22 protein-coding genes and 1 tRNA gene are annotated in these 25,008 nt (G+C 70.1%); 16 read left to right on the top strand and 7 right to left on the bottom strand.

Annotated features, from left to right (window positions below; translation table 11 throughout):
- Positions 1-2 precede the first annotated feature (2 nt).
- A complete protein-coding gene (locus tag AOP72_RS10770) occupies positions 3-2,669 on the bottom strand; it encodes a helix-turn-helix transcriptional regulator (protein WP_062136160.1) in 2,667 nt (888 codons plus the stop codon).
- A 154-nt stretch (positions 2,670-2,823) separates the two neighbouring features.
- On the opposite strand from AOP72_RS10770, the gene AOP72_RS10765 reads away from it, so the two are divergent.
- The 4 genes from AOP72_RS10765 to AOP72_RS10750 are packed head-to-tail and all read left to right on the top strand — an operon-like array spanning position 2,824 to position 7,053.
- Positions 2,824-3,615 (top strand): transglutaminase-like domain-containing protein, encoded by a 792-nt coding sequence (locus AOP72_RS10765; RefSeq protein ID WP_062136157.1) that lies wholly within the window; start codon positions 2,824-2,826, stop codon positions 3,613-3,615.
- Between the two features lie 26 nt (positions 3,616-3,641).
- Positions 3,642-4,883, top strand: a complete 1,242-nt coding sequence (locus AOP72_RS10760; RefSeq protein ID WP_062136154.1) for a glycosyltransferase — start codon at positions 3,642-3,644, stop codon at positions 4,881-4,883.
- Positions 4,880-6,046, top strand: coding sequence for a polysaccharide pyruvyl transferase family protein (locus tag AOP72_RS10755; RefSeq protein WP_193746409.1), 1,167 nt, complete (start codon positions 4,880-4,882; stop codon positions 6,044-6,046). Before AOP72_RS10760 ends, AOP72_RS10755 begins: the two co-directional genes overlap by 4 nt.
- Positions 6,043-7,053 (top strand): lysylphosphatidylglycerol synthase domain-containing protein, encoded by a 1,011-nt coding sequence (locus tag AOP72_RS10750; RefSeq protein ID WP_062136148.1) that lies wholly within the window; start codon positions 6,043-6,045, stop codon positions 7,051-7,053. Before AOP72_RS10755 ends, AOP72_RS10750 begins: the two co-directional genes overlap by 4 nt.
- A gap of 1 nt (position 7,054) precedes the next feature.
- On the opposite strand, the gene ocd is transcribed toward AOP72_RS10750, so the two are convergent.
- Positions 7,055-8,086 (bottom strand): ornithine cyclodeaminase, encoded by a 1,032-nt coding sequence (gene ocd / locus AOP72_RS10745; RefSeq protein WP_062136145.1) that lies wholly within the window; start codon positions 8,084-8,086, stop codon positions 7,055-7,057.
- 160 nt (positions 8,087-8,246) lie between these two features.
- Between ocd and AOP72_RS10740 the strand changes: the two genes are divergently transcribed.
- Both AOP72_RS10740 and AOP72_RS10735 read left to right on the top strand, forming a co-directional pair.
- Positions 8,247-8,693, top strand: coding sequence for an Lrp/AsnC family transcriptional regulator (locus AOP72_RS10740; RefSeq protein WP_238581661.1), 447 nt, complete (start codon positions 8,247-8,249; stop codon positions 8,691-8,693).
- A gap of 104 nt (positions 8,694-8,797) precedes the next feature.
- A complete protein-coding gene (locus AOP72_RS10735) occupies positions 8,798-9,778 on the top strand; it encodes an FKBP-type peptidyl-prolyl cis-trans isomerase (RefSeq protein WP_062136142.1) in 981 nt (326 codons plus the stop codon).
- Positions 9,779-9,853: 75 nt separating this feature from the next.
- Here AOP72_RS10735 and AOP72_RS10730 read toward each other — a convergent pair whose 3' ends face one another.
- From AOP72_RS10730 to ddaH, 3 genes are all read right to left on the bottom strand, one after another.
- Complete coding sequence (locus AOP72_RS10730; RefSeq protein WP_062136141.1) at positions 9,854-10,999, bottom strand: AI-2E family transporter; 1,146 nt, start codon at positions 10,997-10,999, stop codon at positions 9,854-9,856.
- A 59-nt stretch (positions 11,000-11,058) separates the two neighbouring features.
- Complete coding sequence (locus tag AOP72_RS10725) at positions 11,059-12,576, bottom strand: dolichyl-phosphate-mannose--protein mannosyltransferase (RefSeq protein WP_062136138.1); 1,518 nt, start codon at positions 12,574-12,576, stop codon at positions 11,059-11,061.
- Positions 12,577-12,640: 64 nt separating this feature from the next.
- Entirely contained in the window at positions 12,641-13,504 is an 864-nt protein-coding gene (gene ddaH, locus AOP72_RS10720; RefSeq protein ID WP_062137207.1) for a dimethylargininase, read from the bottom strand.
- Between the two features lie 235 nt (positions 13,505-13,739).
- Between ddaH and rsmI the strand changes: the two genes are divergently transcribed.
- From rsmI to AOP72_RS10685, 7 genes are all read left to right on the top strand, one after another.
- A complete protein-coding gene (rsmI, locus tag AOP72_RS10715; protein ID WP_062136135.1) occupies positions 13,740-14,591 on the top strand; it encodes a 16S rRNA (cytidine(1402)-2'-O)-methyltransferase in 852 nt (283 codons plus the stop codon).
- A complete protein-coding gene (locus AOP72_RS10710) occupies positions 14,584-15,462 on the top strand; it encodes a M15 family metallopeptidase (protein WP_062136131.1) in 879 nt (292 codons plus the stop codon). Before rsmI ends, AOP72_RS10710 begins: the two co-directional genes overlap by 8 nt.
- Positions 15,463-15,518: 56 nt before the next feature.
- Complete coding sequence (gene metG, locus AOP72_RS10705; RefSeq protein WP_062137204.1) at positions 15,519-17,315, top strand: methionine--tRNA ligase; 1,797 nt, start codon at positions 15,519-15,521, stop codon at positions 17,313-17,315.
- On the top strand, positions 17,312-18,148 hold the full coding sequence (locus AOP72_RS10700) for a TatD family hydrolase (protein ID WP_062136129.1): 837 nt from the start codon (positions 17,312-17,314) through the stop codon (positions 18,146-18,148). Before metG ends, AOP72_RS10700 begins: the two co-directional genes overlap by 4 nt.
- 125 nt (positions 18,149-18,273) lie before the next feature.
- Complete coding sequence (locus AOP72_RS10695; protein ID WP_062136127.1) at positions 18,274-19,062, top strand: G5 domain-containing protein; 789 nt, start codon at positions 18,274-18,276, stop codon at positions 19,060-19,062.
- Positions 19,063-19,065: 3 nt separating this feature from the next.
- Positions 19,066-19,941, top strand: coding sequence for a 16S rRNA (adenine(1518)-N(6)/adenine(1519)-N(6))-dimethyltransferase RsmA (gene rsmA / locus AOP72_RS10690; RefSeq protein WP_062136124.1), 876 nt, complete (start codon positions 19,066-19,068; stop codon positions 19,939-19,941).
- Positions 19,938-20,867: a 4-(cytidine 5'-diphospho)-2-C-methyl-D-erythritol kinase gene (locus AOP72_RS10685; RefSeq protein ID WP_062136121.1), complete on the top strand. Its 930-nt coding sequence runs from the start codon at positions 19,938-19,940 to the stop codon at positions 20,865-20,867. The genes rsmA and AOP72_RS10685 overlap by 4 nt, the downstream gene beginning before the upstream one ends.
- A gap of 87 nt (positions 20,868-20,954) precedes the next feature.
- On the opposite strand, the gene mscL is transcribed toward AOP72_RS10685, so the two are convergent.
- Together mscL and AOP72_RS10675 are read right to left on the bottom strand one after the other, a co-directional pair.
- Complete coding sequence (mscL, locus tag AOP72_RS10680; protein ID WP_193746408.1) at positions 20,955-21,350, bottom strand: large conductance mechanosensitive channel protein MscL; 396 nt, start codon at positions 21,348-21,350, stop codon at positions 20,955-20,957.
- A gap of 82 nt (positions 21,351-21,432) precedes the next feature.
- Positions 21,433-22,047, bottom strand: coding sequence for a TetR/AcrR family transcriptional regulator (locus AOP72_RS10675; RefSeq protein ID WP_062136118.1), 615 nt, complete (start codon positions 22,045-22,047; stop codon positions 21,433-21,435).
- 95 nt (positions 22,048-22,142) lie between these two features.
- Between AOP72_RS10675 and AOP72_RS10670 the strand changes: the two genes are divergently transcribed.
- From AOP72_RS10670 to AOP72_RS10660, 3 genes are all read left to right on the top strand, one after another.
- Positions 22,143-22,214: transfer RNA gene (locus AOP72_RS10670), tRNA-Gln, on the top strand.
- A gap of 252 nt (positions 22,215-22,466) precedes the next feature.
- The gene (glmU, locus tag AOP72_RS10665; protein WP_193746407.1) at positions 22,467-24,029 is read left to right on the top strand and encodes a bifunctional UDP-N-acetylglucosamine diphosphorylase/glucosamine-1-phosphate N-acetyltransferase GlmU; all 1,563 of its coding nucleotides are present in this window, start codon (positions 22,467-22,469) and stop codon (positions 24,027-24,029) included.
- Complete coding sequence (locus AOP72_RS10660) at positions 24,026-25,006, top strand: ribose-phosphate diphosphokinase (RefSeq protein WP_062136115.1); 981 nt, start codon at positions 24,026-24,028, stop codon at positions 25,004-25,006. The genes glmU and AOP72_RS10660 overlap by 4 nt, the downstream gene beginning before the upstream one ends.
- Positions 25,007-25,008: the final 2 nt, after the last annotated feature.

The raw sequence follows: 25,008 nt of genomic DNA, 5'->3' as shown, positions 1-25,008 counted from the left end.
GGTCAGGCCTCGGGGTGATCGGGACGGTCGAGGAGCCCGTGCTTCAGCGCCTTCTCGATCGCCTCGTCACGGGTGGTCACGCCCAGCTTGGTGTACAGCGACCGCAGCTGAGTCTTGACCGTGTTGATGGACACGAAGAGGTGGGCGGCGAGATCGTTCCGGTTCTCGATCAGGGTCATGGCGCGGAGGATCTCGCGCTCGCGTGGGGTCAGCCGAGGGATGACGACGCTCCCGGACTCGACGTCGGCGACGATCGTCGGCACCGCGGCAAGTGCGGCCTCCCACTGGCCGTCCTCGTCAGTCGTGTGCTCACTCTGGATCGTCGCCCGAACGCTGGGCGGGGCTGCCGCCAACGGCCATTGAAGGTGGTGGTCGGAGACGAGCACGCGAAGCCGGGCCCGGTAGCGCTCCAGGGTCAGGCCCGAGGAGCCCCGGGTCGCGACGATGGCTCCAGCGACCGCAACGAACGCCTCGTCCAACGGGCTCGCAGCCGTCGACTCCGCTTCCGCGAGCTGCGCATGGGCATCGGCGCTCGCTCCATTGCGCACCGCGACGATTGCATCCAAGGAGTGTCCCAACGGCGCAGCAGCGGTACCCGCCACGGCCTTGGCGTTCGCGCGCGGGGTTCCGACGGCGACGTTCACCAAGCCCTCGAGAATCGCCAGACGGGCCTTCGTCGAGGCCATGGTGCGGCGCGACACCCGTGCGCTGCGGGTGCTCTCCAGCACGAACTGCGCTTCGTGGACGCGGCCGGCCATGGCTTCGGCCAACACCCGTGCCCCGAGCATGAGGTCCCAGTGCTCAATGGTGGCCTCGTGCGGTGCGAGCACGTCGAGCACTGCCAACGCATCAGCCGGGCGGCCGGCGTTGACATGGACCCATGCCTGCGCGATGTACCCCAGGGAGGACATGTAGCCGGTGGCCCACGGCGCGGGCCATGCAGCGACGTCGATCTGATCCAGGTGGTCTGTCGCGGTGGCGAACTCGCCCCGCAGGACCGCGATCATCGCCAGTCCACAGTGCGCGGCGTTGACGAAGGCCGCCCGTTGCCGCCGGCGCGACACCTCGTCCAAGAGCGACATCGCGTCGCGAGCCCGAGCATGCTCGCCGGCATACATCAGGCTGATCCCACAGTGGTGGAGCGCCTGCAGGGACGCCCATTCGAGCGACTCATCCCTGTCCTCGGCCCTCAGTGCGTGCTCCATGGCGGTGACGGTCTCGTCAGCGCGCGTGGCCATGCGCTTGTCGTGGCCGAGCAGCCGCCAGACTGCGCTTTCGATGCCCGTGCGGATCGCCCGCTCTCCCTCCGGCACAGACGATGCGCGGAGCCTTCCGACTGTGCTCGATGAGATGAGGTACTCGATCGCGCGCGGCTGGGTGCCTTCGCGCGCATTGAGGATGAGTGCGTAGCGCAGCGCGAGAAGGGGGTGACGGTGGATGTGGTGTGCGGGGATCTCGTCAAGCAGCGCGCCTACATGGGCACGGTCCTCATCGCTCATGGGGTAGATCCGCAGCAGTACGTGCGACGCGTATTCGAGGTCCTTCGCCTGGACCGCGTGTTCGAGGGCCGCGAGCTTCTCGCCGCGCTCGTCGTGCAACCACCGTGCGATCCGTGCGTGAAGGCGCTTGAGGCGCTCCGGATGCCGGGTGGCGAACTCCGCGGCAGCGACGGCGCGCACGTACTCGCTGTACCGGAACGATGCGGTGCCGTCCTCGGAGTGACTCCAGTGCCCGGCACCCGATTGCTCGAGTGTGTCGAGGAGCTCCTGTGCGTCTGCGCGCCCCGTGAGCCGCGTCGCGAAGTCGACATCGACGACGGGGCTGAGCGCCGTCGCGCCCAGGAAGTCGAGGATCTCCGGGTCTCTCACCCCGCCCAGGACGTCCTGCCGTGCAACGTCGAGCAGCGGCAGCGTGGCGCCGGGCCGCCCCAGGTCTCGCGCGCGTTCTGGCGACCGGCGGAGCATCTCGAGCGTGTACCGCAGCGCCATCGGCCAGATCGCGGAGGGCAGTGCGCACACCGCTCGCCGGCCCGCGTCGTCGAGGAACGCCCCGTGATGGTCCACGATGGCACGGGTCTCATCGGGTGTGAGCGCCAGCGCCTCCCCATCGATGACCTCGACCTCGACGGAAGCTCGCGCCACGGGCGCCTCGAGCGGAGTGGGGAACCGTCCCACGGCGATGAACCGCACGGTCACGAGGGAGCGCACGGCGTCGACCATGTCGCCGCACACCGCATTCCAGAACGTGTCTGGCTGCGACGATCCCACGTTGTCGAGCACCAGCGTGACGGCTGTCGCGCGAGCGCCGAGGGTTCTGCGCAGGACCTCGACGGCGATCCCTGCGTCATCCGCCAGCGCGACCATCTCTCGCTCGAATGCGCCGTGCTCGACGAGCCCCATGACGTGGAGCTGCGACAGCACCCTCATCCAGAAGCCGGCGCGGGACTGGGAGCCGCCGTCGGGAGTGACCCACACCACCGTCTCGTGAGCTTCCGGTGCCGGTCGGGTGGCCCACTGTGCGGCGAGCGTGGTCTTGCCAGAGCCACCAGGTCCGCGGATGACGATCAGTGGAGCGGGACCGTCGAGCCGAGTGCGCAGACGAGGGCGGTCGATGACGGCTGGTGGGATGCGAGGAACACCGGAGAGCATGGGTTCCTCGCGGGCACTCATGGCGAGCGCTCCCTCCTTGTGGCCGGACAGCCTCGTGCAGCGGATCGTGACCGTGCACCGTGCGTGATTCTAGGGAGAAGGGCCCACCAGAGCCAACATGCTCGTCATGGCCGCGGCTGCCCCGCCACGCGACGTGAGGTGAGACGATGCAGGCATGCGACGCGACGTGACCTCCTCCCTCAGCCTGTCCGCCTCCGGTCCCGCACGCCTGGTGCTGTCCATCGCGGTGGCGGACAAGGAACGAGCGGACGAGTCACTGGTGGTCGTCCAGGACGGACGAGAGCTCGCCATCACCGAGGTGACCGACAAGCACGGGACGCGCCTGCACACGTGCGACGTCACTGAGGGTGCGGTCGACGTGCAGTACCGCGCCACCGTCCAGGGCCAGTCGCAACCGGCGCCGGTCAGCGACATGGACCTCATCGAGTACCTGCGCCCCAGCAGGTACTGCGAGTCGGACACGCTGACCCCCACGGCCGTGGCCGAGGCGGGCGGGCGCTCCGGGCTCGACCTCGTGTCCTTCGTGGGCAGTTGGGTGGGCACGCAGCTCGCGTACATCTCTGGATCCTCCCGGCCCACCGACGGTGCAGCCGAGACGTACATGACCCGCCGGGGCGTGTGCCGTGACTTCGCGCACCTGGTGATCGCGATGCTGCGCGCCATGGACGTCCCCGCCCGGCTGGTGTCGGTCTACGCTCCCGGGCTGTCGCCCATGGACTTCCACGCGGTCGCCGAGGCACTCGTCGACGGCGAGTGGTGGGCGGTGGATGCCACGACGCTTGCGCCGCGCCAGACGATGGTGCGCATCGCGACCGGCCGCGACGCCGCCGACACCGCCTTCCTCACCACCATCGGCGAACCGCTCGACCTCGAGTCGATGGAGGTCACGGCGACGGCCGATGCGCTGCCCGCCGACGACGTGCGCGAGTTCATCCGCCTGGGCTGACGCGCCCACCCGCTAGCGTGGGCTCCGTGGACGTCCTGGTGGTGGCATCGACCGTGCCCGCGCATGGCGACGACGCCGTTCCGCGCTTCGTTCTCGACCAGGCGCTGTCGCTCGCGGCCGCGGATCCCACGCTCACCGTTCGCATCCTCGCGCCCCACACGCCATCCTCACGCGGTCTCTCCTGGCCATGCGAGGAGTCGGAGGACGGCCGCGTCACCCAGGACCGGTTCCGCTACGCACCTTCTCGGCTCGAAGTGCTCACCGCGCGCGGCATCATGCCGGCCATCGCGGCCCGCCGGTCGCTGGCCGCCGTCATCCCCCTGCTCGTCGCCGGCGAGCGTCGAGCCCTCCGGCGAGCCGTCGCCAGCCAACGCCCGGACGTCATCTACGCCCACTGGTTCACGCCGCAGGCGATCGTCGCGGCCTCGGTCGCGCGACGCGCGCGAGTGCCGTTCGTCGTCACCACGCACGCCTCCGACGTCGCGGTGCTCCGGAGGCTCGGTCCGCTGGGAACGCGCGTCGTGCGCCGCGTCACGCGCCGGGCGGCAGCCGTGACGGCCGTGAGCCGGCAGACAGCCGCCAAGCTGCTCGCGTTCTTCGAGGGCGCGGAACGTCACGCGCTGGAGCGCGCAATCGTCGCGTCGCCCATGGGCATCGAGAAGCCCGCCCCTCCCTCGGCCGACGCGCCCGTTCCCGATCCCCACACCGTGGCCGTGATCGCTCGCCTGGTCGAGAAGAAGGGCATCCACGTGCTTCTCGATGCGTGGTCAGCGGTGCGCGCCGCCGTGCCGGACGCACGACTCCTGATCGGTGGAGACGGGCCATGGCGCGAAAGGCTCGAGCAGGCCGCGACCGGACTCGCCGGCGTCGATTTCCGCGGCTACGTCACGGGAGACGCCAAGGCGGCGCTCGAGGCCGAGGCCGCGGTGGTCGCGGTGCCGTCCGTCGTGGCGGTGGACGGAGACGCGGACGGACTGCCGGTGGCCGCGCTCGAGGCGCTCGGGCGGGGCGCGGCTCTCGTCGTGAGCGACGCCTCCGGCGTGCACGAACTCCTCGCAGGCACCGATGCGGGAACGGTGGTGCCGGCCGGCGACGCCGCCGCCCTCGCGAGCGCGCTCATCGCGGTGATGGGGCGCGGCGATCGCGAGCGCGATCAGGCGGTCGCGGCCGCTCGCGACCTGGCCGGCGCGCTCACCTGGGAGGCGCTCGCGCCCACCATGCTGGACACGCTCAGGGCCGCGGCGCACGTGGGAGGATGGCGCGCGTGAGAGTGCTGGTCGTGAACTCGGACCTGGCGGCGAACCGCGGGGACCGCGCGATCGCCGCCGGCCTGGTCGCGCTCGTGCGTGACCTGGACCCCCATGCCCGCATCACGCTGATCTCTCAGCACGCCGAGCGCGACCGCGACTGGTACGGCGTCGACGTGCTGCCGCAGAACATTCACTCGCTGAACCCGCTCGACCTGCTGCGCCTGATGCGGGCCGCACGCCGCGCGGACGTGGTGCTGTGGGGCGGGGGCGAGCTGCTGAAGGACTACACGAACAGGCTGGGCGTCTGGTACTGGGCCGTCAAGATGCGCGGTGTGAGCCTCGCCAACCCGCGCGTGGTCGGCACTTTTCAGGGCATCGGGCGCACGAGCGCGCGCTCCAGCCGTCGGCTGATCGCCCGTACCGTTGCCCGCACCCGCGCGTTCCTGACCCGCGACGCTCAGTCGCGCGCGCTGCTCGAGTCCTGGGGCGTGCCTCCGGGTGTCGTGACGGCGAGCTACGACTGCGCCGTCTATGCGGCCGATGCGCGGCCAGAGCCGCGCCAGCACGTCCCGTTCGAGCGCTTCGCGGTGCTCGCTCCACGGCGGTGGTTCCACTACCGCGAGGGTGGGTGGCTGCCGCATCGGTGGCGCACCGGGCAGGGGCCGTCGGCGCAGGCCCTGTCGCTTGGGGGCACGGTGGTGAGCGCGATCGACGCCCTGGTGCAGTCTCACGGGGCAGTGGTGCTGGTCCCCATGCACATGGGCGAGGACCCGGAGTATGCCCGCGAGCTGCGGGAGCGGGCGGCACGGCCCGATCGCGTCCACGTGCTCGCCGACGACGAGCTGGGGCCGGAAGAGCTGCGCTCCGTGATCGCTCGCGCCGACGTGATGGTCGCCCTGCGGCTGCACGCCGGGATCGTCGCCACATCCGTGGGCGTTCCCACCGTGACGTACTACTACGTCGACAAGGGCCGGCTCTATGCCGAGCAGCTGGGAGCGGAGGCCTACACGCGGCCCATCGAACGCCTGCTCGAGCCCGATGCGCTGGCCGACCTGACGGCGATGGTCTCCGCCGTCGAGGCGGACGGCGAGCAGCACGCGCGGACCCGCGAGCGCATCGGCGCCATGCGCGAGACGTTGCGCGGTGACCTGGCGGCGGCGCTCGCGGCGGCGACGACGTGAGCGCGGACGCGGGCGGCGAGCCGGAGATGGGCGGCGATCCCGCGTCGATGGCCGCCGGGAGTCCCCGACGACGGTCGGTCACGGTGCTCAAGGGAGTGTTCTACGCGGCGATCGTCGTGGCATTCGGGTGGTTCGTCTGGGCCATCGACTGGACGGATCTGGAAGGCGTCAGCCTGGGGTGGGGCTGGATCGCCGCGGCGACGGCGCTCGCGCTCGCGTTCAGGTACCTCGGCGTCGTGGTGTGGGCGGTCGTGCTGTCGCGGCTGGGTGCGCGCCAGCTTCCGTCGCTGCGAGTGCTGGCGGACATCTACGCGCGGGCGTGGCTCGCCCGCTACATCCCGGGCACGGTGCCATGGATCGCGGGCAAGATCTATCTCGCCGCCGAGCAGGGGATCTCGAAGTCCCGTCTCGCAGTGTCGACATTGGTGGAGGCCGCGGCGCAGGTGGTGGCTGTCGGCACGGTCTCGCTCGCGCTGCTCGCCCTCGACCCGCGCATCGGCGAGGTGTCGCCCGCGCTCCGGCTGATCGTCGCGCTGTGCGCGATCGCCGGGTTCGTGGCGATGACGCCGCCGGTGTTCAACCGACTGCTCGCGCTCGGGTTCCGCATGCTGCGCCGCGGCACGCCGTCTCCCGTCGGGTGGCCGGTCGTACGCGACTCGCTGGCGCTGTACGGCGGCGGCGCCCTGCTCTCGGGCCTCGCGTACGCGCTGCTCATGCGGTCGGTCGTGCCCGACGTGGGCGTTGCGGATCTGATGTTCCTCGTGGGGGCGTTCGGCTTCGCCGGCGTGGTCGGCATCCTGACTCCGCTGGTCCCCAGCGGGCTGGGCACCAGGGACGCGACGCAGCTGGTGCTGCTGCTGATCGTGCTGCCCGCGCCCACCGCGGCGCTCGTGGTGCTGCTGAGTCGAGTGTGGTCGGCGGCGGTGGACCTGCTGTTCTGGGGCATCGCCACGCTGGCGGCGTGGGCGGGCAGGCCCACGCCGCCAGCGGCGGCGCCTCGGCCCTGAACTAGTGCGTCAGGATCGGCGCGACGGCGAGCGAGAACAAGTCCTTGGGGTCCTCGGGCTCGGCGACGATGTCAATCTCCTCGACCCAGTGCGTGCCGGCGACCGAGTCGCGCAGGTACCGCAACGCGGAGAAGTCCTCCATCGCGAAGCCCACGGAGTCGAAGACGGTGATGTCTGCATCGGCCGTGCGCCCTGAGGCCGCGCCTGCGAGCACGTCCCACAGTGCGGAGACCGGGTGGTTCGGCGAGAGCTGCTGGATCTCACCCTCGATGCGCGTCTGCGGCTCGAACTCGACGGCGATGATCGCGGCGCCGCGCAGGATCTCGACGTCCAGCTCGGTCTTGCCCGGGCAGTCGCCGCCGATCGCGTTGATGTGGGTGCCCGGTGCCACCATGGACGCGTCGAGCACGTGGGCGTTCGACTTGTCGGCCGTGCAGGTCGTGACGATGTCGGCCCCGGCGACCGCGTCGGCCGCCGACGACGCGAGGTGAACGTCGAAGCCCAGACCACGGGCGTTGCGCTCGAACTTGGCGAGGGCGGCGGGGTCGGTGTCCCACACGCGCACCGTGTCGATGCCCAGCGCCGCGCGGATTGCGATGGCCTGGAACTCCGACTGGCTGCCGGCCCCGATGAGCGCGTGGACGCGCGAGTCCGGTCGCGCGAGAGCCCGGGCCGCGACGGCGGAGGTTGCGGCTGTGCGGAGGGCGGTCAGCACCGTCATCTCCGAGATCAGCAGGGGGTAGCCCGTCTGGACGTCGGCGAGCATGCCGAATGCGGTCACCGTCTGCAGGCCGCGCGACGGATTCGACGGGTGGCCGTTGACGTACTTGAACGCGTAGAGAGAGCCGTCGGAGGTGGGCATCAGTTCGATGACCCCCACCGGAGAATGGGAGGCGACTCGGGGGATCTTGTCGAATCGCCGCCAGTGCAGCAGATCTTGCTCGACCGCTTCGGTCAGCCCGGCGATGATACGCTCCGGTCCGGCCTCGGATACCCACGCCCGCATCTGCGGAACCCCTACGAACTGCACCATGTCGCCCTCCCAGACGTTGAAAACAGGCCTGGACCCCTTCGTCTAGTCGCCTCGTCTCCCCAGTGTGCCAACCAGATCGTGCGGAAGTCTTGACTCAGACGCGGGTCGCATGCGTATTCTCGAGGTTGGACGCAAGAATCCGGCGAAAGAGGGAGGCCTGATGGCCATCGACGAGCTCGACAGGAGCATCCTCGCACTTCTGAGGGACGATGCTCGGGCCAGTTACGCCGAGATGGGCGACCGGGTGGGGCTCTCGCCGTCCGCGGTCAAGCGACGCATGGATCGGATGATCGCGGACGGTGTGATCCAGGGATTCACCGTCCTCATCGACCCCGAGATCGACGGGCGCTCGACGGAGGCGTACGTCGAGCTGTTCTGTCGCGGCACGGTCGCCCCGCACGAGCTGCGGCGCGTCCTCAGCGGCATCCCGGACGTCGATGAGGCGTTCACGGTGACCGGCAGTGCCGACGCGATCGTTCGCATCCGTGCGCGCAATCCTCCCCACCTCGAGGTGGCTCTCGAGAAGGTGCGCCTCGCGACGCAGGTGGACTCGACCCGCTCCGCGATCGTGCTGTCGCGCCTGTTCGGGCCGCGTGGCATGGACTGATGCCGGGAACGTTTCCTGCATGCCAGGGGTTGTCCCAATGCGTCCGGGCCGTGGGATACGGTGGCGGGCGCCGACCTGCCCCCTGATTCGAGGAGTACCCCCGCGTGAAGAAGCACCTGCCCATCGCCGCCGTCGCAGCGGCCACGCTCGTCCTGGCGGGCTGCGCCTCCGGGTCTGATGACGATGCGAGCGAGTCGCCCACGCCGACCACCAGCGCCGGGGCAGGTGGCGACGCCACTGACTTCGGAGCGGCCGAGGACGTCGCGATGCTCGACGAGATCACGTGGGAGGAAGACGACGAGGGCATCCCGACCCTGACCGTCGCGACCCCCAGCACCGTCTCCGGCACCGCCACCCGCATCGTCGAGGATGGCGACGGTGCCGCCGTCGAGTCCGGCCAGGTCGTGACCGTCAACTACACCATCACCTCCGGCACGGATGGGTCGCAGCTGTTCTCGACCTACGAGTCCGAGGCGCCGGAGTCGCTGCTCGTCTCGGAGACGTCGCTCGAGCCCGCCCTCTACAACGCCCTCGCGGGCTCGTCCGTCGGCTCGGACGTGATCTTCGCCACCATCGACCAGACCGCCACGGACACCCCGAACGCGGCGATCTTCATGGCGATGACCATCACTGACGTGATCGACCCCCTCGACCGCGCCGAGGGCGAGGCAGTGGATCCGGCCGAGGGCGTCCCGAGCGTGACTCTCGACGAGGAGACGGGTGCGCCGTCGGTCGAGATCGGCGACGCAGAGATGCCCACCGAGCTCGTGGTCCAGCAGCTCATCGAGGGACCGGCCGACGGTGAGGTCGTCGAGCTCGGTGACACCGTCGTCGCGCACTACACCGGATGGATCTGGGACGGCGAGAAGTTCGACTCGTCGTGGGACCGCAGTGAGCCCTCGCTGTTCGCTTTCCAGGAGGGTCAGCTCATCCAGGGCTGGACGGACGGGCTCGCGGGCCAGACCGTCGGCAGCCAGGTGCTGCTCGTGGTCCCGCCGGAACTGGGCTACGGCGAGCAGGACCGTGACCCCATCCCGCCAGGTTCGACGCTCGTGTTCGTGGTCGACATCCTCGCGGTGGCCTAGCCCCACACTCTCCATCACGCCACGACGCCGGCGACCACCCCGCGGGGAACGGTCGCCGGCGTCGTGGCGTCTCAGTCAGGCCGGGGCCTCGTGAGCGTCGCCGTCCTCCGCCAGGGGATACGTGCGGCCACTGTGGGTGACGAGCACGGTGATCAGCGCCGCCACCGGGAGCGCCATGAACGCACCCATAGGTCCTGCTATCGCGGCGCCGACCATCGCGCCTCCGAACGCCACCGCGCCATTGAGCTCCATCGTCTTCGACGACAGCTTGGGATTCAGCACGTAGTTCTCGACCTGCTGATAGATCACGACGTAGGCGAGCAGGATCAAGGTGGGGAGCACTCCCTGGACCGCGAGCATGACGATCGAGGGGAGGATGGCGCCCAGGTACGTGCCGATGAAGGGGATGAACTCCGAGGTGAATCCCATGAACAGGGCGAGAGGCATGGCGTACACCAGGGGCAGGCCCGCGAGCAGCATGACGAACAGTGCGCCAGTGCCGCAGATGAACATCAGCAGCAGCCGCGAGTAGAAGTAGCCGGCCGTCTGCTCGATCGAGGTGCGTGCCAGCCATTGCACGAACTGCTGTCGCTCCGGCGGGATGCGCCTCATCACGGCGCGCATCAGCCGAGGGAAGTCTGCGGCGAAGTAGAAGGTGAAGGTGAGGATCGTGAAGACGTCGAAGGCGAGCCCGAGTCCTGACGAGAGCACTCCGAAGATGTTGTCTCCCCACTGCTGAATGGCGTGCAGGAGCGGGGACGCCGCGTCGACTGCGGCGTCTTGGTCGATCACCCCCCGCGAGAAGCGATCGAGATCGGCCATCCACCCGACGAGCCGGGAGCTGAGCTGCTCGGCGAGCGTCACGATCGCGGGGACCAGGAACGCGATCATCAGGACCAGCGCGATGGTGGCGGCCAAGAAGATGATGCCGACGGCGGCCCCCCGACGCAGCGGGTAGCGGGTCGTGAGCGCCTCGACGCCGGGGATGATGGCGAGCGCGAAGAACAGTGAGATGACGAGCACCGCGAGCACGTGCCTGATCTCGATGAAGATCAGGATCCCGAGCGTCGCGATGATGCCGACGGCGACCGTCTTCCAGAGTGATCGCCAGACGAACCGATGGATCCAGGCGGGCGCGCCGTCGTCGCCACTGCGTGACGCCGCTGCGGCCCCTGCTGGCGCCGCACGCCCCGGACCGCGCGCACCCGCTTCACGAGTCATACGGCTCATCGTGTCAGAGGTGCGCGCGCGGCGCGCGGCCACGGCGCACCCCTGTCAGCTCACACCCAGCTCGGCAACCACATGTGGACCTGCCAGTATTCGAACGGGATGGGCACTCCCGTCCAGATGGGCGCGAAGAAGCCGGCCATGATGAGTGCCACGGCGACGAACGCGCCCGCGACGAGCGACCCGGTGCGAGACCAGCCCCCGTGCAGGCGGGAGGGTTGGGCGAGGCGGGCGAGTCCCCACACCAGCAGCAGCACCATGAACGGCGCGATGGACACGGTGTAGAAGCCGAAGATCGTGCGGTGCGCATACGGCAGCCATGGCACCCAGCCCGCGAGCACGCCCACCGCGAGCGTCGCCGCGAGCATGTCTCCGCGGCGCACGACTCGCCACAGCGCGAATAGCAGCACGATCACGCCGGCCCACCAGATCATGGGGTGGCCGATCGCGTGGATCGCGGTGACGCACCTCTCGGCGCCGCAGGCCGCATCGGGGGCGTCGTCGAAGTGGAACGCGGTGGGGCGCCATTGCAGGAGCCAGAGGAAGGGGTTCGACTCGTAGTTGTGCGGTGAGTCGAGGGTGCGATGAAAGTCCCACATCTGATGGTGGTACTGCACGAGGGACCGCAACGAGTCCGGCAGCCACGTGACGCCTTCGCCCGGATGCTCCTCCGCCCACCGGCGCCCGTAGGACTCCTCCGAGCGGAACCACGGCAGCCATGAGGCGAGGTACACGGCAGGCAGCACCGCCACCGTCACCAGGAACGCCGGCACTGCTCGGACGAACGCGCCCATGAACCAGCGTTCGACGCCGATCTCCCGCCTGTCCACCATGTCGACCACGACGGACAGCACCAGGAAGGCCGCCATGAACCACAGGCCCGACCATTTGACGCCGACCGACAGCGACAGCGACACGATCGCGGCGAGCCGCCACCACCGGATTCCCGTCCGGGGCCCCAGTCCGGCGAGCAGGCTTCCCGGGGACTGGCCCTGCTCGGCTCTCGCCGCATCGGCCCTGGCCTCGAGGCGCCGCCGGGTGCGGCTGCGGTCCACGACCAGCAGTGCGAAGCCGCCGACCACGAAGAAGGTGAGGTAGATGTCGAGTAGCGCGGCTCGCGACAGCACCACGTGGACGCCGTCGATGGCGAGCAGCACGCCCGCGACGGCTCCCCACAGCGTCGAGTGCAGGAGGTGGCGCGCCACCAGCGCCACGATCACCACCGTCACAGTGCCGAGCAGCGCCCCCATGAACCGCCACCCCAACGGTGTGGGCCCGAACATCTCGATCCCGACCCCGATGAGCAGCTTTCCGATCAGCGGGTGCACGACGTAGTCGCCGGCGGACGACAGCTGCGAGTAGTCGCCATTCGCGAAGTCCTGGTTGTCGCCGCCCCAGTCGCCCTCGAACCCCAGCGTCACCAGCGAGTAAGCGCCGCGGGCGTAGAACACCTCGTCGAACACCAGGTCCGTGGGGTATCCCAGGCCGAGGAACCGCATCATTGCGGCGAGCAGTCCCACGCCCGTGGCCATGAGCGCGACGCGCCAGCGCCACAGGGTCTCGAGAATCACAGGCGTCAGCCTAGTTGCGGCGAGGCGCTCAGCGTCCGCGGCCGATGCGCGGGCGGGGTGGTCGTCAGGCCGCCGCCTCACGCGCCATGGAGGCGGGCCGCACCTCGAGAGTGCAGCACTTGACTCCGCCTCCACCGAGCAGCAGCTCGGAGAGGTCGATGCCGACGGGCACGAATCCCCGGGAGGAGAGCTGCGCGTGGAACCGCGTCGCGCCGTGAGCGGTGACGACGTGGAGGCCGTCGGAGACTGCGTTGAGGGCGAACACGGCGGCATCCTCTTCGGATGCCTCGATGGCGTCCGGGAATCGACGGCGCAGCTCGGCCAGGCTGGCGTCGTCGAACGCGCTGGGCAGGTACGCGATCTGCTCGGCCCCTGGGCGGGCGTCGAGCACGGCGAGCGCCGTGTCGAGGTGATAGTAGTCCTCGCGCACGAGGGTCAACGGCACGACCTCGTGCCGCACCAGTCTCGCGACCTCGTCGTGAGCGGCGGTCGAGCAGCGGAAGCCCGTGCCCGCGAGGATCATGTTGCCCACGACGAGGAAGTCACCCTCGCCTTCGTTCACCTCGACGGAGCGCACCACCTCGAGGCCCGCGGCGGCGAACCAGCGCTCGTGGGCGGCCGCCTCGGGACGCCGCTGAGGATGGGCGAAGTTCGCGGTATACGCCATGCCGTCCACCACCGTGCCGCCGTTGGCGGCGAACACCATGTCCGGCAGCCCCGGCTCGGGTTCGATGAAGTCCACCGCGAAGCCCAGCTCTCGGTAGGTCGCGACCAGCGTCTCCCATTGCGCGATCGCGCGCGTCGTGTCGGTGGGGTGGTCCGGGTTCATCCACGGATTGATGCGGTACGACACCGTGAAGTACGTCGGTCGGCACATGAGAACGGAGAGGGGCGCGGCGGCGCGGGCGGGCGGCTCGGGGACGGGCATGTGGCCTCCTTCGCGCACCAGCATGCCAGCGAATCCATGTGAGTGATCGTGGTTTGCGCGACTCTATCGAGCGTTTCTTGGCGGCGCTGCGCAATAATTCGCCACATCGCGAGGGCGGGCCGCGCATTCACGGGGCCGCCTCCCTCGCCGCGCCGAGCCGCCCCCGGACTCTCGGTGATGCCGGCGAGCGGCGGCGGGCGCGGGCGCAAGGCACGCGCTGTGGGACTCTGGAGCCATGACCGGACGCATCGTTCTCGCGGCGACGCCCATCGGCAATCCCGACGATGCCTCGGCGCGATTGCGGGACGCGATCGCCCACGCCGACCTGATCGCGGCCGAGGACACCAGGCGTCTGCGCGACCTGGCGCGCAGGCTCGGTGTCGAGTTGACCGCCGAGCTCGTGGCGGTGCACGACCACAACGAGGCGGACCGTGCGGTGATGCTCATCGACCGGGCGCGCGACGGCGCAGCGGTGCTGGTGGTGTCCGATGCGGGCATGCCCACGGTGTCCGACCCCGGATTCCGGGTGGTCGAGGCGGCGGCTGCCGGCGGCGTCGACGTGACGGTGCTGCCGGGGCCGAGTGCGGTGCTCACCGCGCTCGCACTCTCGGGGCTTCCCACGGACCGCTTCTGCTTCGAAGGCTTCCTCCCCCGCAAGGCCGGGGAGCGGGCCCGGTCACTCGCGGCCCTGACCTCGGAGCCGCGCACCATGGTGTTCTTTGAGGCGCCGCACCGGCTCGCGGAGTCGCTCGCCGCGATGGCGGAGCACTGGGGACACGACCGTCGCGCGGCCGTCTCGCGCGAGCTGACCAAGACGTACGAGGAGACCCGACGGGGCTCGCTCGCGGAACTCGCAGCGTGGGCACTCGCTGAAGCGCCACGAGGAGAGATCGTCGTCACCGTCGCGGGACGTCCGGCGCGTGCCGCCTCGATGGAGGAGCTGGTGGCCGAGGCTCTCGCGCGAGTCGTCGCCGGGGAGCGCGCAAAGGATGCGGTCGCCGACCTCGCCGCCACCGGGGGAGTGCCCCGCCGGGAGCTCTACGCGGCAGTGCTGTCGGCGCGCGCCGAAGGCGCCAGCGGTGCGTGACAGGAAGCGGCCGGTCCGGGCGAACCCACGTGCGGTCAGGACCCGTCCCTCCTTCGCGCTGACCGCGCTGGTCGTGCTCGCCGGAGCCGCGGCCGGGATGGGCGTCGCCGCCACTGGAGTGATTCCGTCCGATCTTGGGGCGCTGGGGCTGCGGTCCGGGCCCGCGGCGTCTGCCGATCCCGGCGGCGCCGCAGCTGGGGGAGCCTCGACCTCCGTCGCACCCATCACCGCTCCGGACGGTGAGACCATCGAGCCGCTCCCGCGGGTGTCGGTCTCTCCCGGCCTCGACCTGGACCTGCACTCCCTGGACGACCCGGCCTCTCCATGGGTGGTGGTGAACAAGTCGCGCGCCATCGATCCGCTGACGTGGGTGCCGCCCGAGCTGGACTCGGACGGTGGTGCCCCCATGGTCCCTGAGGCGTCGCTAGCGCTCGCGGCCATGCGCGCGGCTGCGGCCGATGCGGGCGTCGCCATCTCGGTGGGCTCCGGCTACCGCGCCTACGGGTCTCAGCGGTCGATCTACTCCGAGTACGTCTCGCGGTGGGGCAGGGCTCGGGCGGACAGGTTCTCGGCGCGGCCGGGACACTCCGAGCATCAGTCGGGCTTCGCCGTCGATGTCTTCGGGAGCCTCGGGTGCCGGCTCAAAGCCTGCTTCGCGGACGAGCCTGCCGGCGAGTGGGTCGTCGCGCACGGTCACGAGTACGGGTTCATCGTGCGATACCCGCCAGGGGCCGAGGAGGTCACGGGATACAAGCACGAGCCGTGGCACCTCCGGTACGTGGGAGTCGAGCTCGCGACCGAGATGCGCGAGCGTGGAATCGCGACGATGGAGGAGTTCTTCTCGCTCGACCCCGCCCCCGAGTACGGGTAGCGCGCTCACCTCAGCCCCCGCATCGGGCGCATCGAGCGGTCACTAGGATGGGCGCCATGTCTCACATCCTCTCTGCAGTCGCATGGCCGTATGCCAACGGTCCGCGCCACATCGGCCACGTGGCCGGCTTCGGCGTGCCCTCCGACGTGTTCAGCCGGTACATGCGCATGGCTGGCGAGGACGTGCTGATGGTGTCGGGCACGGACGAGCACGGGACGCCCATCCTGGTGCAGGCCGAGGGCGAGGGCGTGAGCGCGCTGGAGCTCGCGGACCGCTACAACCGGGTGATCGTCGAGGACCTGGTGTCGCTCGGTCTCAGCTACGACCTGTTCACCCGCACCACCACGGGCAACCACTACCAGGTCGCTCAGGCGATGTTCAAGGCCGTTCACTCCAACGGCTACATGATCGAGCAGACCACGCGGGGCGCGATCTCGCCGTCCACCGGCCGCACCTTGCCCGACCGGTACATCGAGGGCACGTGCCCCATCTGCGGGTACGACGGCGCGCGCGGCGACCAGTGCGACAGCTGCGGCAACCAGCTGGACCCGGTCGACCTCAAGAACCCCGTCAGCCGCATCAACGGCGAGACCCCCAAGTTCGTCGAGACCGAGCACTTCTTCCTCGACCTGCCCGCGGTCTCCGAGCAGTTGTCGGAGTGGCTGGGATCGCGCAGCGGCTGGCGCCCCAACGTCCTCAACTTCTCCAAGAACCTGTTGGCGGACGTGCGGCCGCGCGCGATGACGCGCGACATCGACTGGGGCATCCCGGTGCCGCTCGAGGGCTGGGAGGGCAACCCCAACAAGCGCCTCTATGTGTGGTTCGATGCCGTCATCGGATACCTGAGCGCCTCGATCGAGTGGGCGCGACGCGAGGGCGAGCCCGACGCCTGGCGTCAGTGGTGGAACGACCCTGAGGCACTGTCCTACTACTTCATGGGCAAGGACAACATCACCTTCCACTCGCAGATCTGGCCCGGCGAACTGCTCGCCGCCAACGGGCGCGGGGCCAAGGGCGGGTCGCTGTCGGAGTTCGGCGACCTGCAGCTGCCCACCGAGGTGGTGTCGAGCGAGTTCCTCACCATGGAGTCCTCGAAGTTCTCCTCCTCGCGCGGCCACGTCATCTACGTGCGCGACATGCTGTCGCGCTACCAGCCCGATGCCCTTCGCTACTTCATCGCCATCGCCGGCCCGGAGACCTCCGACGCGGACTTCACGTGGGCGGAGTTCAAGCGCCGCACCAACGACGAGCTGGTGGCCGGCTGGGGCAACCTCGTCAACCGCACGGCGACGCTGCTGCATAAGAACGTGGGTGCGATCCCCGCGCTCGACGATCTGCAGGACATCGATCGCGCCGCGCTCGCGGCCTCCGAGGCGGCATTCGCGCCGATCGGCGAGCTGGTCCGTGGCCACCGCCAGCGCCAAGCCGTCTCCGAGGCGATGCGCGTCGTCGGGGACGCCAACAAGTACCTCGCGGACACTGCACCCTGGAAGCTCAAGAATGAGGACCCCGAGCGCATGAAGACCGTGCTCGGCGTGGCCGCTCAGCTCGTGTCGGACGCGAACACCATGCTCGCGCCGTTCCTGCCGCACAGCGCGCAGCAGGTGCACGAGGCGCTGGGAGGCGAGGGCGTCATCGCGCCCATGCCGCAGCTCAACGAGGTCGAGGACCTCGATCTGCCGGACCGTCACTACCCGGTCATCCAGGGTGACTACTCGGCTCAGCAGGGCACGTGGGGCCGCCACATCGTCGCGCCGGGAACGCCCATCGGGGCGCCGTCGCCCATCTTCACCAAGCTGGACGACGACATCGTCGAGACGGAACTCGAGCGCATGCGTTCCGACGACGCGTGACGCGGCGCGGAGCCTGGCCGGCGGCGCCGGAACCGCTGCCCGCGCCCATCGTGGACAACCACTGCCACCTCGACTTCCCGGCGGGGGACGAGGCACGATCGGTCGAGGACCGGCTGGCAGAGGCCGAGGCGGCCGGAGTCACCCGCGTGGTGCAGATCGGGTGCGACCTGGAGTCGGCGCGGTGGACGGCCGATGCGGTGGCGCGCTTTCCGCAGATGCTCGGCGGGGTCGCGCTGCACCCCAATGACGCCGCGGTGCTCGCATCGCGAGGCGAGTATGACGATGCGTTCGCAGAGATCGCGCGGTTGGCTCGCGGAGAGCGCATTCGGGTGGTGGGGGAGACCGGTCTGGACTACTTCCGCACCGGTCCTGAGGGGCGCGACGCTCAGCTGCGTGCGTTCCGTGACCACATCGCGCTGGCCAAGGAGCTCGACAAGCCGCTGCAGATCCACGATCGCGACGCGCACGCGGACGTGATCGACGTCTTGATGAGCGACGGTGCGCCCGAGACCACCGTCTTCCACTGCTTCTCCGGCGACGCGGCGATGGCGCGACTGTGTGCGGACCGCGGGTGGTACCTGAGCTTCGCGGGCACCGTCACCTTCACGAACGCCACCCTGCTCCAGGCCGCCGCCGCCGTCACTCCGCTGTCGCGGATCCTCATCGAGACGGACGCGCCGTTCCTGACTCCGCACCCGCACCGGGGCGCGCCCAACTCGCCCGCCCTCGCGGCCCACACCGTCCGCGCCATCGCGCGCCTGCACGAACGGCCTGTAGAGGACGTCTGCGCGGTCGTGTGGGACACCTCGCATGAACTGTATGGCCCCTGGTAGAAATGCGAGTTTGGCACTGTTCTGGAACGATTCTGTGGCTGCCCGGCTGGCATCTGAGTACTCGGATGTGAGATAACAGTCTGGTAACGCACGCGACGCGCGCGTATGAAAGGACCTTCTCTCCTGTGAGCTATCGACGCACGACGCCCGCCGAGGGCGGACGCCGCGAACGCCGCGAGCGCACCGCCGTCCGCATGCGCCGCACCCACGCCGCCGCCGCAACCCTCGCTCTCGGAGCCTTCGCTGTCGGCTCCTTCGCCTCCGTCGGCGTGAACGCGTGGGCGGCGGACGAAGACGCCTCTGCGACGCAGACGGTCGCCAGCGAGTCAGTCGCCCCGGTCTCCGCCGAGGCCGCAGATCTCGAGGTCGTGGTGCGCACCGAGGAGGTCGAACTCGACCACGGGTCGGTCGAGGAGAAGGACTTCAGCGAGTTCGAGGGCACCACCACCGTCGTCACCGAGGGCAAGGAGGGCACCGCTCTCGTCAGCTACACGGTGACGCTCAAGGATGGCGTCGAGATCGAGCGCGACGAGGACATGCGCGTGGTCGTGCAGGAGCCGGTCGACGAGGTCGTGTCCGTGGGCGCGCTGTCCGTGCCGACCGCGTCCAACGCCGGCGCCAACCGTGCGCTCGGCCGCGAACTGGCCGCTCAGTGGGGATGGACCGGAGCGGAGTGGAACTGCCTCAACGCGCTGTTCACCAAGGAGTCCAACTGGCGCCACACGGCACAGAACTCATCCTCCGGCGCCTACGGCATCCCGCAGTCGCTGCCGGGCTCGAAGATGGCCTCGGTCGGTTCCGACTGGCGCACCAACCCCGCCACTCAGATCAAGTGGGGCCTGGGCTACGTCAAGAACCGGTACGGCACGCCCTGTGGCGCCTGGGGTCACGCCCAGTCCCGCGGCTGGTACTAGCCCGTGGCGGACCTGCTCGGCCCGTCTGACATTCGCACCCTCGCCGAGAGCCTCGGCACCTCCCCCGCCAAGAAGTGGGGACAGAACTTCGTCGTCGACTCCGGCACGGTGCGGCGCATCGCCCGCATCGCCGCGCTGGGGCCGGAGGACCACGTAGTCGAGGTCGGTCCCGGCCTCGGCTCCTTGACCCTCGCGCTGCTCGAGACGGGCGCGACGGTCACCGCCGTCGAGATCGACCCGATCCTCGCCGAGGCGCTGCCGCGCACCGTCGCCGAACGCGCATCGGCCGAATCCGCGCGATTGAGCGTGCTGCAGGCCGATGCCCTGACGGTGACCGACCTCCCTGCGCCGCCGACCGCTCTCGTCGCGAATCTGCCCTACAACGTGTCCGTGCCGGTGATCCTTCACCTGCTGGAGCACTTCCCGTCGATCGTGCGGGTGCTGGTGATGGTGCAGTCGGAGGTCGCCGACCGGCTCGCGGCCCCGCCCGGCTCGCGAACGTACGGGATCCCCTCCGCGAAGGCCGCCTGGTACGGCGCCACCCGACGGGCCGGTGGGGTGGGCCGCGCCGTGTTCTGGCCCGTGCCCCGCGTCGACAGCGCGCTGGTGCTCATCGAGCGGCGGGAGCCGCCGGAGACCACGGCGACCCGCAGAGAGGTCTTCGCCGTGATCGACGCGGCGTTCGCTCAGCGACGCAAGGGTCTGCGCGGCGCGCTCTCCGGCATCGCCGGGTCCGCGGCCGCCGCAGAGGCGGCGCTGCGCTCGGTGGGGATCGAGCCGCTCACGCGAGGGGAGCAGCTGGACATCGTGGCGTTCGCCCGCATCGCCGAGGCGTTGGCTGCCACTGAGCCGCCCACCTCTGACATGGTGGAGGCATGACCCGCTCCGTCACCGTTCGCGCGCCAGGCAAGGTCAACCTCCAGTTGTCCGTGGGGCCGGTCCAGGACGACGGATACCACCCGCTGGCCACGGTGTTCCAGGCGGTCGACCTCTACGAGACGGTGACGGCGACCCCGCGCGAGGACGACGCGATCGTGCTCTCCGTAGGAGCCGCCCGGGGTGCGGACGTGGATGTGACGGCGGTGCCGCTCGATGCCACGAACATCGCCGCGCGTGCCGCGCTGGCTCTCCGGGAAGCCTTCGGCGTAGGCGAGGGCGTCGACCTCGAGATCCTCAAGGGAGTGCCGGTCGCCGGCGGGATGGCGGGCGGCAGCGCCGATGCGGCGGCCGCTCTGGTGGCCTGTGCCGAGGTCTGGGACCTCGGGGTGTCGCGAGCCCAGCTGGACGAGATCGCCGCTGGTCTCGGGGCGGATGTGCCGTTCGTGCTGCACGGCCACACCGCGGTGGGCCTCGGTCGCGGCGACGACATCACGCCCGCCATGTCCCGTGGCCGGTTCCATTGGGTGCTCGCGACGCAGGCGCGGGGCCTTTCGACGGCCGAGGTCTATCGAGAGTTCGATCGCATGGTGGCCGACGGCGAGCGCGAAGCCGTCGACCCGGCCATCAGCGATGCCATCATGGTGGCGCTCGTCGCGGGGAACGCGCAGGCGTTGGGTGACGCGCTCGTCAACGACCTGCAGCCCGCGGCGCTGTCGCTCGCCCCGCACCTGCAGCGCGTGATGGACGCCGCCCTCGAGGCGGACGCCCTCGGCGTGATGGTGTCTGGCTCAGGCCCCACCGTCGCCGCGCTCGCGCGGTCGCGTCAGCACGCGCTCGCGATCGCGGCACACCTCACGGTGTCCGACACGGCCGATGCCGTGGTCGCCGCCTCCGGGCCCGCGCCCGGTGCGGTGTTGGTGACCTAGCCGCCACTCGCCGGTGCGCCAGAGGGACATGGGTGCAGGATCCGGCGTGAATCCTGCACCCATGTCCCTCCAGCGCGCAGCGGTGGACTAGTCGCGCGGGCGAGACGCCAACGAGTCGCGGATCTCGGTGAGCAGCTGGATCTCGGTGGGGCTGACGGGCTCGTCGGGAGCCGCCTCGCCCCGCTTGCGGCGCTCGGCGAGCTTGTTGAGCGGCACCACCACCAGGAAGTAGATCGCGGCTCCGACGGCCAGGAAGTTGAAGAGCGCGTCCAGCACGAGGCCGAGGCTGAAGACGGCGCCGTTGACCTCGAATGTGGCGACGCTCGTCAGGTCCGGCTCGCCGAAGATCGCGGCGATCAGCGGCGTGATCACGCCGTCGACGATCGCGCTGATGACCGTCGCGAAGGCGGCGCCGATGACGAACGCGACCGCGAGGTCGATGACGTTGCCGCGTGCGATGAAGTCCTTGAATCCCTTGATCATGGTGTGGCTCCTGACCTGTCGTGGGGAGAGTGACACCACTGACAATAGGGCCGGGGAGTCGGGCGCGCCCGACGTGCCGCCGTCAGCCGACGGGAGGGGTGCGGCCGGCGTCTTCCATGTGCACGCTCTCGAAGTTGCTCAGCCCGTTCCACGCGAGATTCACCAGGTGGGCGGCGACCTCGTCCTTGGACGGCTCGCGCACCTCGGCCCAGTGCTGACCCGTGAGCGCGACCATGCCCACCAGCATCTGCGAGTAGATGGGAGCGCTCGACGGGTCGAGTCCCCGCTTCGAGAACTGGTGCGCGAGCAGGTGCTCCACCTGCGCGGCCACGTCGCCGATCAGTGACGAGAACGTCCCGGTGCCCTGGGCGACAGGGGAGTCGCGCACGAGCATGCGGAAGCCATCGGGCGAGGACTCGATGTAGTCGAGCAGCGCCATCGCCGCGCGCTCCACCAACTGGCGAGGGTGGCCACGCTCGTCGAGCGCCCCGGTGAGCGACCCCAGCAGCGCCTGGACCTCGCGATCGACGATGACGGCGTAGACGCCCTCCTTGCCGCCGAAGTGTTCGTAGACCACCGGCTTGGAGACGTCGGCGCGAGCCGCAATCTCCTCCACCGAGGTGCCTTCGAAGCCGCGCTCCGCGAATAGTGTGCGGGCGACGGCGAGCAGCTGCTCGCGGCGCTCACGGGCGGTCATGCGGGCGCGGGGAGCCTTCCTGGGGACGTCTGTCACGTCCCCAGTGTGCCGCGAATCCTGGCAGACTGGGCCACCCGGGGGCGCGAGCCCCCTGTTCCGCCCTGGTGTAATGGCAGCACTCAGGCCTTTGGAGCCTTGGAGTACAGGTTCGAATCCTGTGGGCGGAGCACTGCCCCACCCGTGCATCGGCCCTCCAGCAGTGGGCCCGCTTTCACTGCGAACCACTCTTCCGTGCGACACCCCGTGCACGGGGCCGAGACGGTGCCTCTTCCGGCGTGTCGCGGACACAGGAGGTTCGTGGTTCACGGAGGGACGGGCAAAGGCGACGGCCGATGCGCGTGGGACGGACCGCCCGGCCGCCGGTAGAGTGGTGCCCGCAGCAGTTGATCGCCCCGCGAGGGGCAGCAGAAGGGAGCCCGGTGAGCCGCACGCGACCCGCCGCCGTGATGATCCTCGCCGCCGGCGCAGGCACCCGCATGAAGTCGGCCACTCCCAAGGTGCTCCACTCCATTGCCGGGCGCTCGCTGGTGGGCCATGCGCTCACGGCCGCCGCCGCACTGGAGCCGCACCGGGTGGCCGTCGTCGTCCGGCATGACCGCGAACGCGTCGCGGCGCACATCCGTGAGATCGCGCCGCACGCGCTCCTGGCGGACCAGGACGAGATCCCTGGCACTGGCCGCGCTGTCTACTGCGGACTCTCGACCCTTGACGCCACCGCCGTCGCCGCGCGCGTCGCCAGCGGCGAGGTGGGAGACTCCTCGGTGCTCGACACTCAGCTCGATGGCGCCGTGGTCGTCACCAGCGGCGACGTCCCCCTGGTCGACGGCGAGCTCCTTGGCGCGCTGGTCGACGCGCACGACGAGTCCGGCTCCGCCGTGACGCTGCTCACCGCACGCGTGGACGACCCCACCGGCTACGGACGGGTGGTGCGCGACACGGACACCGACGAGGTGGTGGAGATCGTCGAGCACAAGGATGCGAGCGCCGAGCAGCGCGCCATCACCGAGATCAACGCGGGCATCTACGTTTTCGAGGCGGCGGTGCTGCGCGACGCGCTCGCGCGCCTGGGGCAGGACAACTCGCAGGGCGAGATGTACCTCACTGACGTGATCGCGATCGCCCGGGGAGAAGGTGGGCACGTGCACGCCTTCGTGGCCCCCGATGCCAAGGCGACCGAGGGCGTCAACGATCGAGTCCAGCTCGCGGCTGCGGGCAAGGCTCTCAACGACCGGATCCTCCAGCGGTGGATGCGCGAGGGCGTCAGCATCGTCGACCCCGCCACGACCTGGATCGATGCGGATGCGACGCTCGCCGCCGATTCGACGATCCTTCCCGGCACGCAGCTCCACGGGCAGACGGAGATCGCTACGGGCGCGACCGTCGGTCCCGACTGCACGCTCACCGACGTGCTGGTGGGTCCCGGCGCCGTCGTCGTGCGCACCCACGCCGAGCGCGCCCAGATCGGTGCGAGTGCCACCGTCGGTCCGTTCTCCCACCTCCGCCCCGGCACGGTCGTGGGCGAGGGCGGCAAGGTCGGGGAGTTCGTGGGCGTCAAGAACGCGGTGATCGGCCCGGACGCGAAGGTGCCCCACCTCAGCTACGTAGGCGACGCGGAGATCGGCGAGGGCACGAACGTGGGTGCCGGCACCATTTTCGTGAACTACGACGGCGTGAACAAGCACCGCACCACCGTCGGATCGCACGTGCGGATCGGTTCCGACAACACCTTGATCGCCCCGCTCACCATCGGCGACGGCGCCTACACGGGCGCCGGCACGACGGTGCGCCACGACGTGCCCGCAGGCGCGCTCGCCATCAACTCGTCTCCGCAGCAGACGGTCGAAGGCTGGGTGGCGCGACGTCGCGCTGGCACGACGTCGGCCGAGGCGGCCAAGCGGGCAGCAGATGCTGAGGACAACGCCGACGGGCTATCGTCGACTTCACCGGCCGCGAAGGCCGACGACTCCAAGGGAGACGCATGAGCGCAGAGATCTCGCACGCGAGTGAGCGACGGATGGTGGTGGCGGGAGGCCGTGCGCACCCGGACCTCGCGACGGCCGTCGCGCGTGACCTCGAAATCGAGCTCCTCCCGACCACCGCGTACACCTTCGCGAACGGCGAACTGTACGTCCGCTTCGGTGAGAGCGTGCGCGGGGCCGATGCGTTCGTGATCCAGTCCCACGCGGCGCCCATCAACGAGGCGATCATGGAGCAGCTGATCATGGTGGACGCGCTCAAGCGCGCCTCGGCCAAGCAGATCACCGTGGTCATTCCCTGCTACGGCTACGCGCGCCAGGACAAGAAGCACAAGGGCCGCGAGCCCATCTCGGCCCGCCTCATGGCGGATCTGTTCAAGACCGCCGGCGCCGACCGCATCATGTCGATCGACCTGCACACGGCGCAGATTCAGGGATTCTTCGACGGTCCCGTCGACCACCTGTGGGCGATGCCGCTGCTCGCGCAGTATGTGCGCACCAGGGTCTCGCCGGACAACCTCACCATCGTGTCTCCTGACGCGGGGCGGGTGCGGCTCGCCGACCAGTGGTCGGACCACCTGGGTGCCCCGCTCGCGATCATTCACAAGCGTCGCGACCCGTCCGTGCCGAACCAGGTGAAGGTCCACGAGCTCGTGGGCCAGGTCAAGGGTCGGACCTGCGTGCTCGTCGACGACATGATCGACACCGGCGGCACGATCGTTCAGGCGGCCGAGGCGCTGTTCGAGAACGGCGCCAAGGACGTGATCGTGGCCTCGACTCACGGGCTCCTGTCTGGGCCCGCCATGGAGCGGCTGCGGGACTCGCAGATCTCCGAGGTCGTGGTCACCGACACCCTGCCGATCGCCGAAGAGAAGCAGTTCGACAAGCTGACCGTGCTGTCGATCGCGCCGCTCATCGCACGCGCCGTGCGAGAGGTGTTCGACGACGGCTCGGTGACGAGCCTGTTCCAGGGCAACGTCTAGCC

This window comes from Demequina aestuarii (assembly GCF_000975095.1).
In the GTDB taxonomy this organism is placed as follows: Bacteria; Actinomycetota; Actinomycetes; order Actinomycetales; family Demequinaceae; genus Demequina; species Demequina aestuarii.
This window is presented reverse-complemented; position numbering and strand designations above follow the sequence as displayed.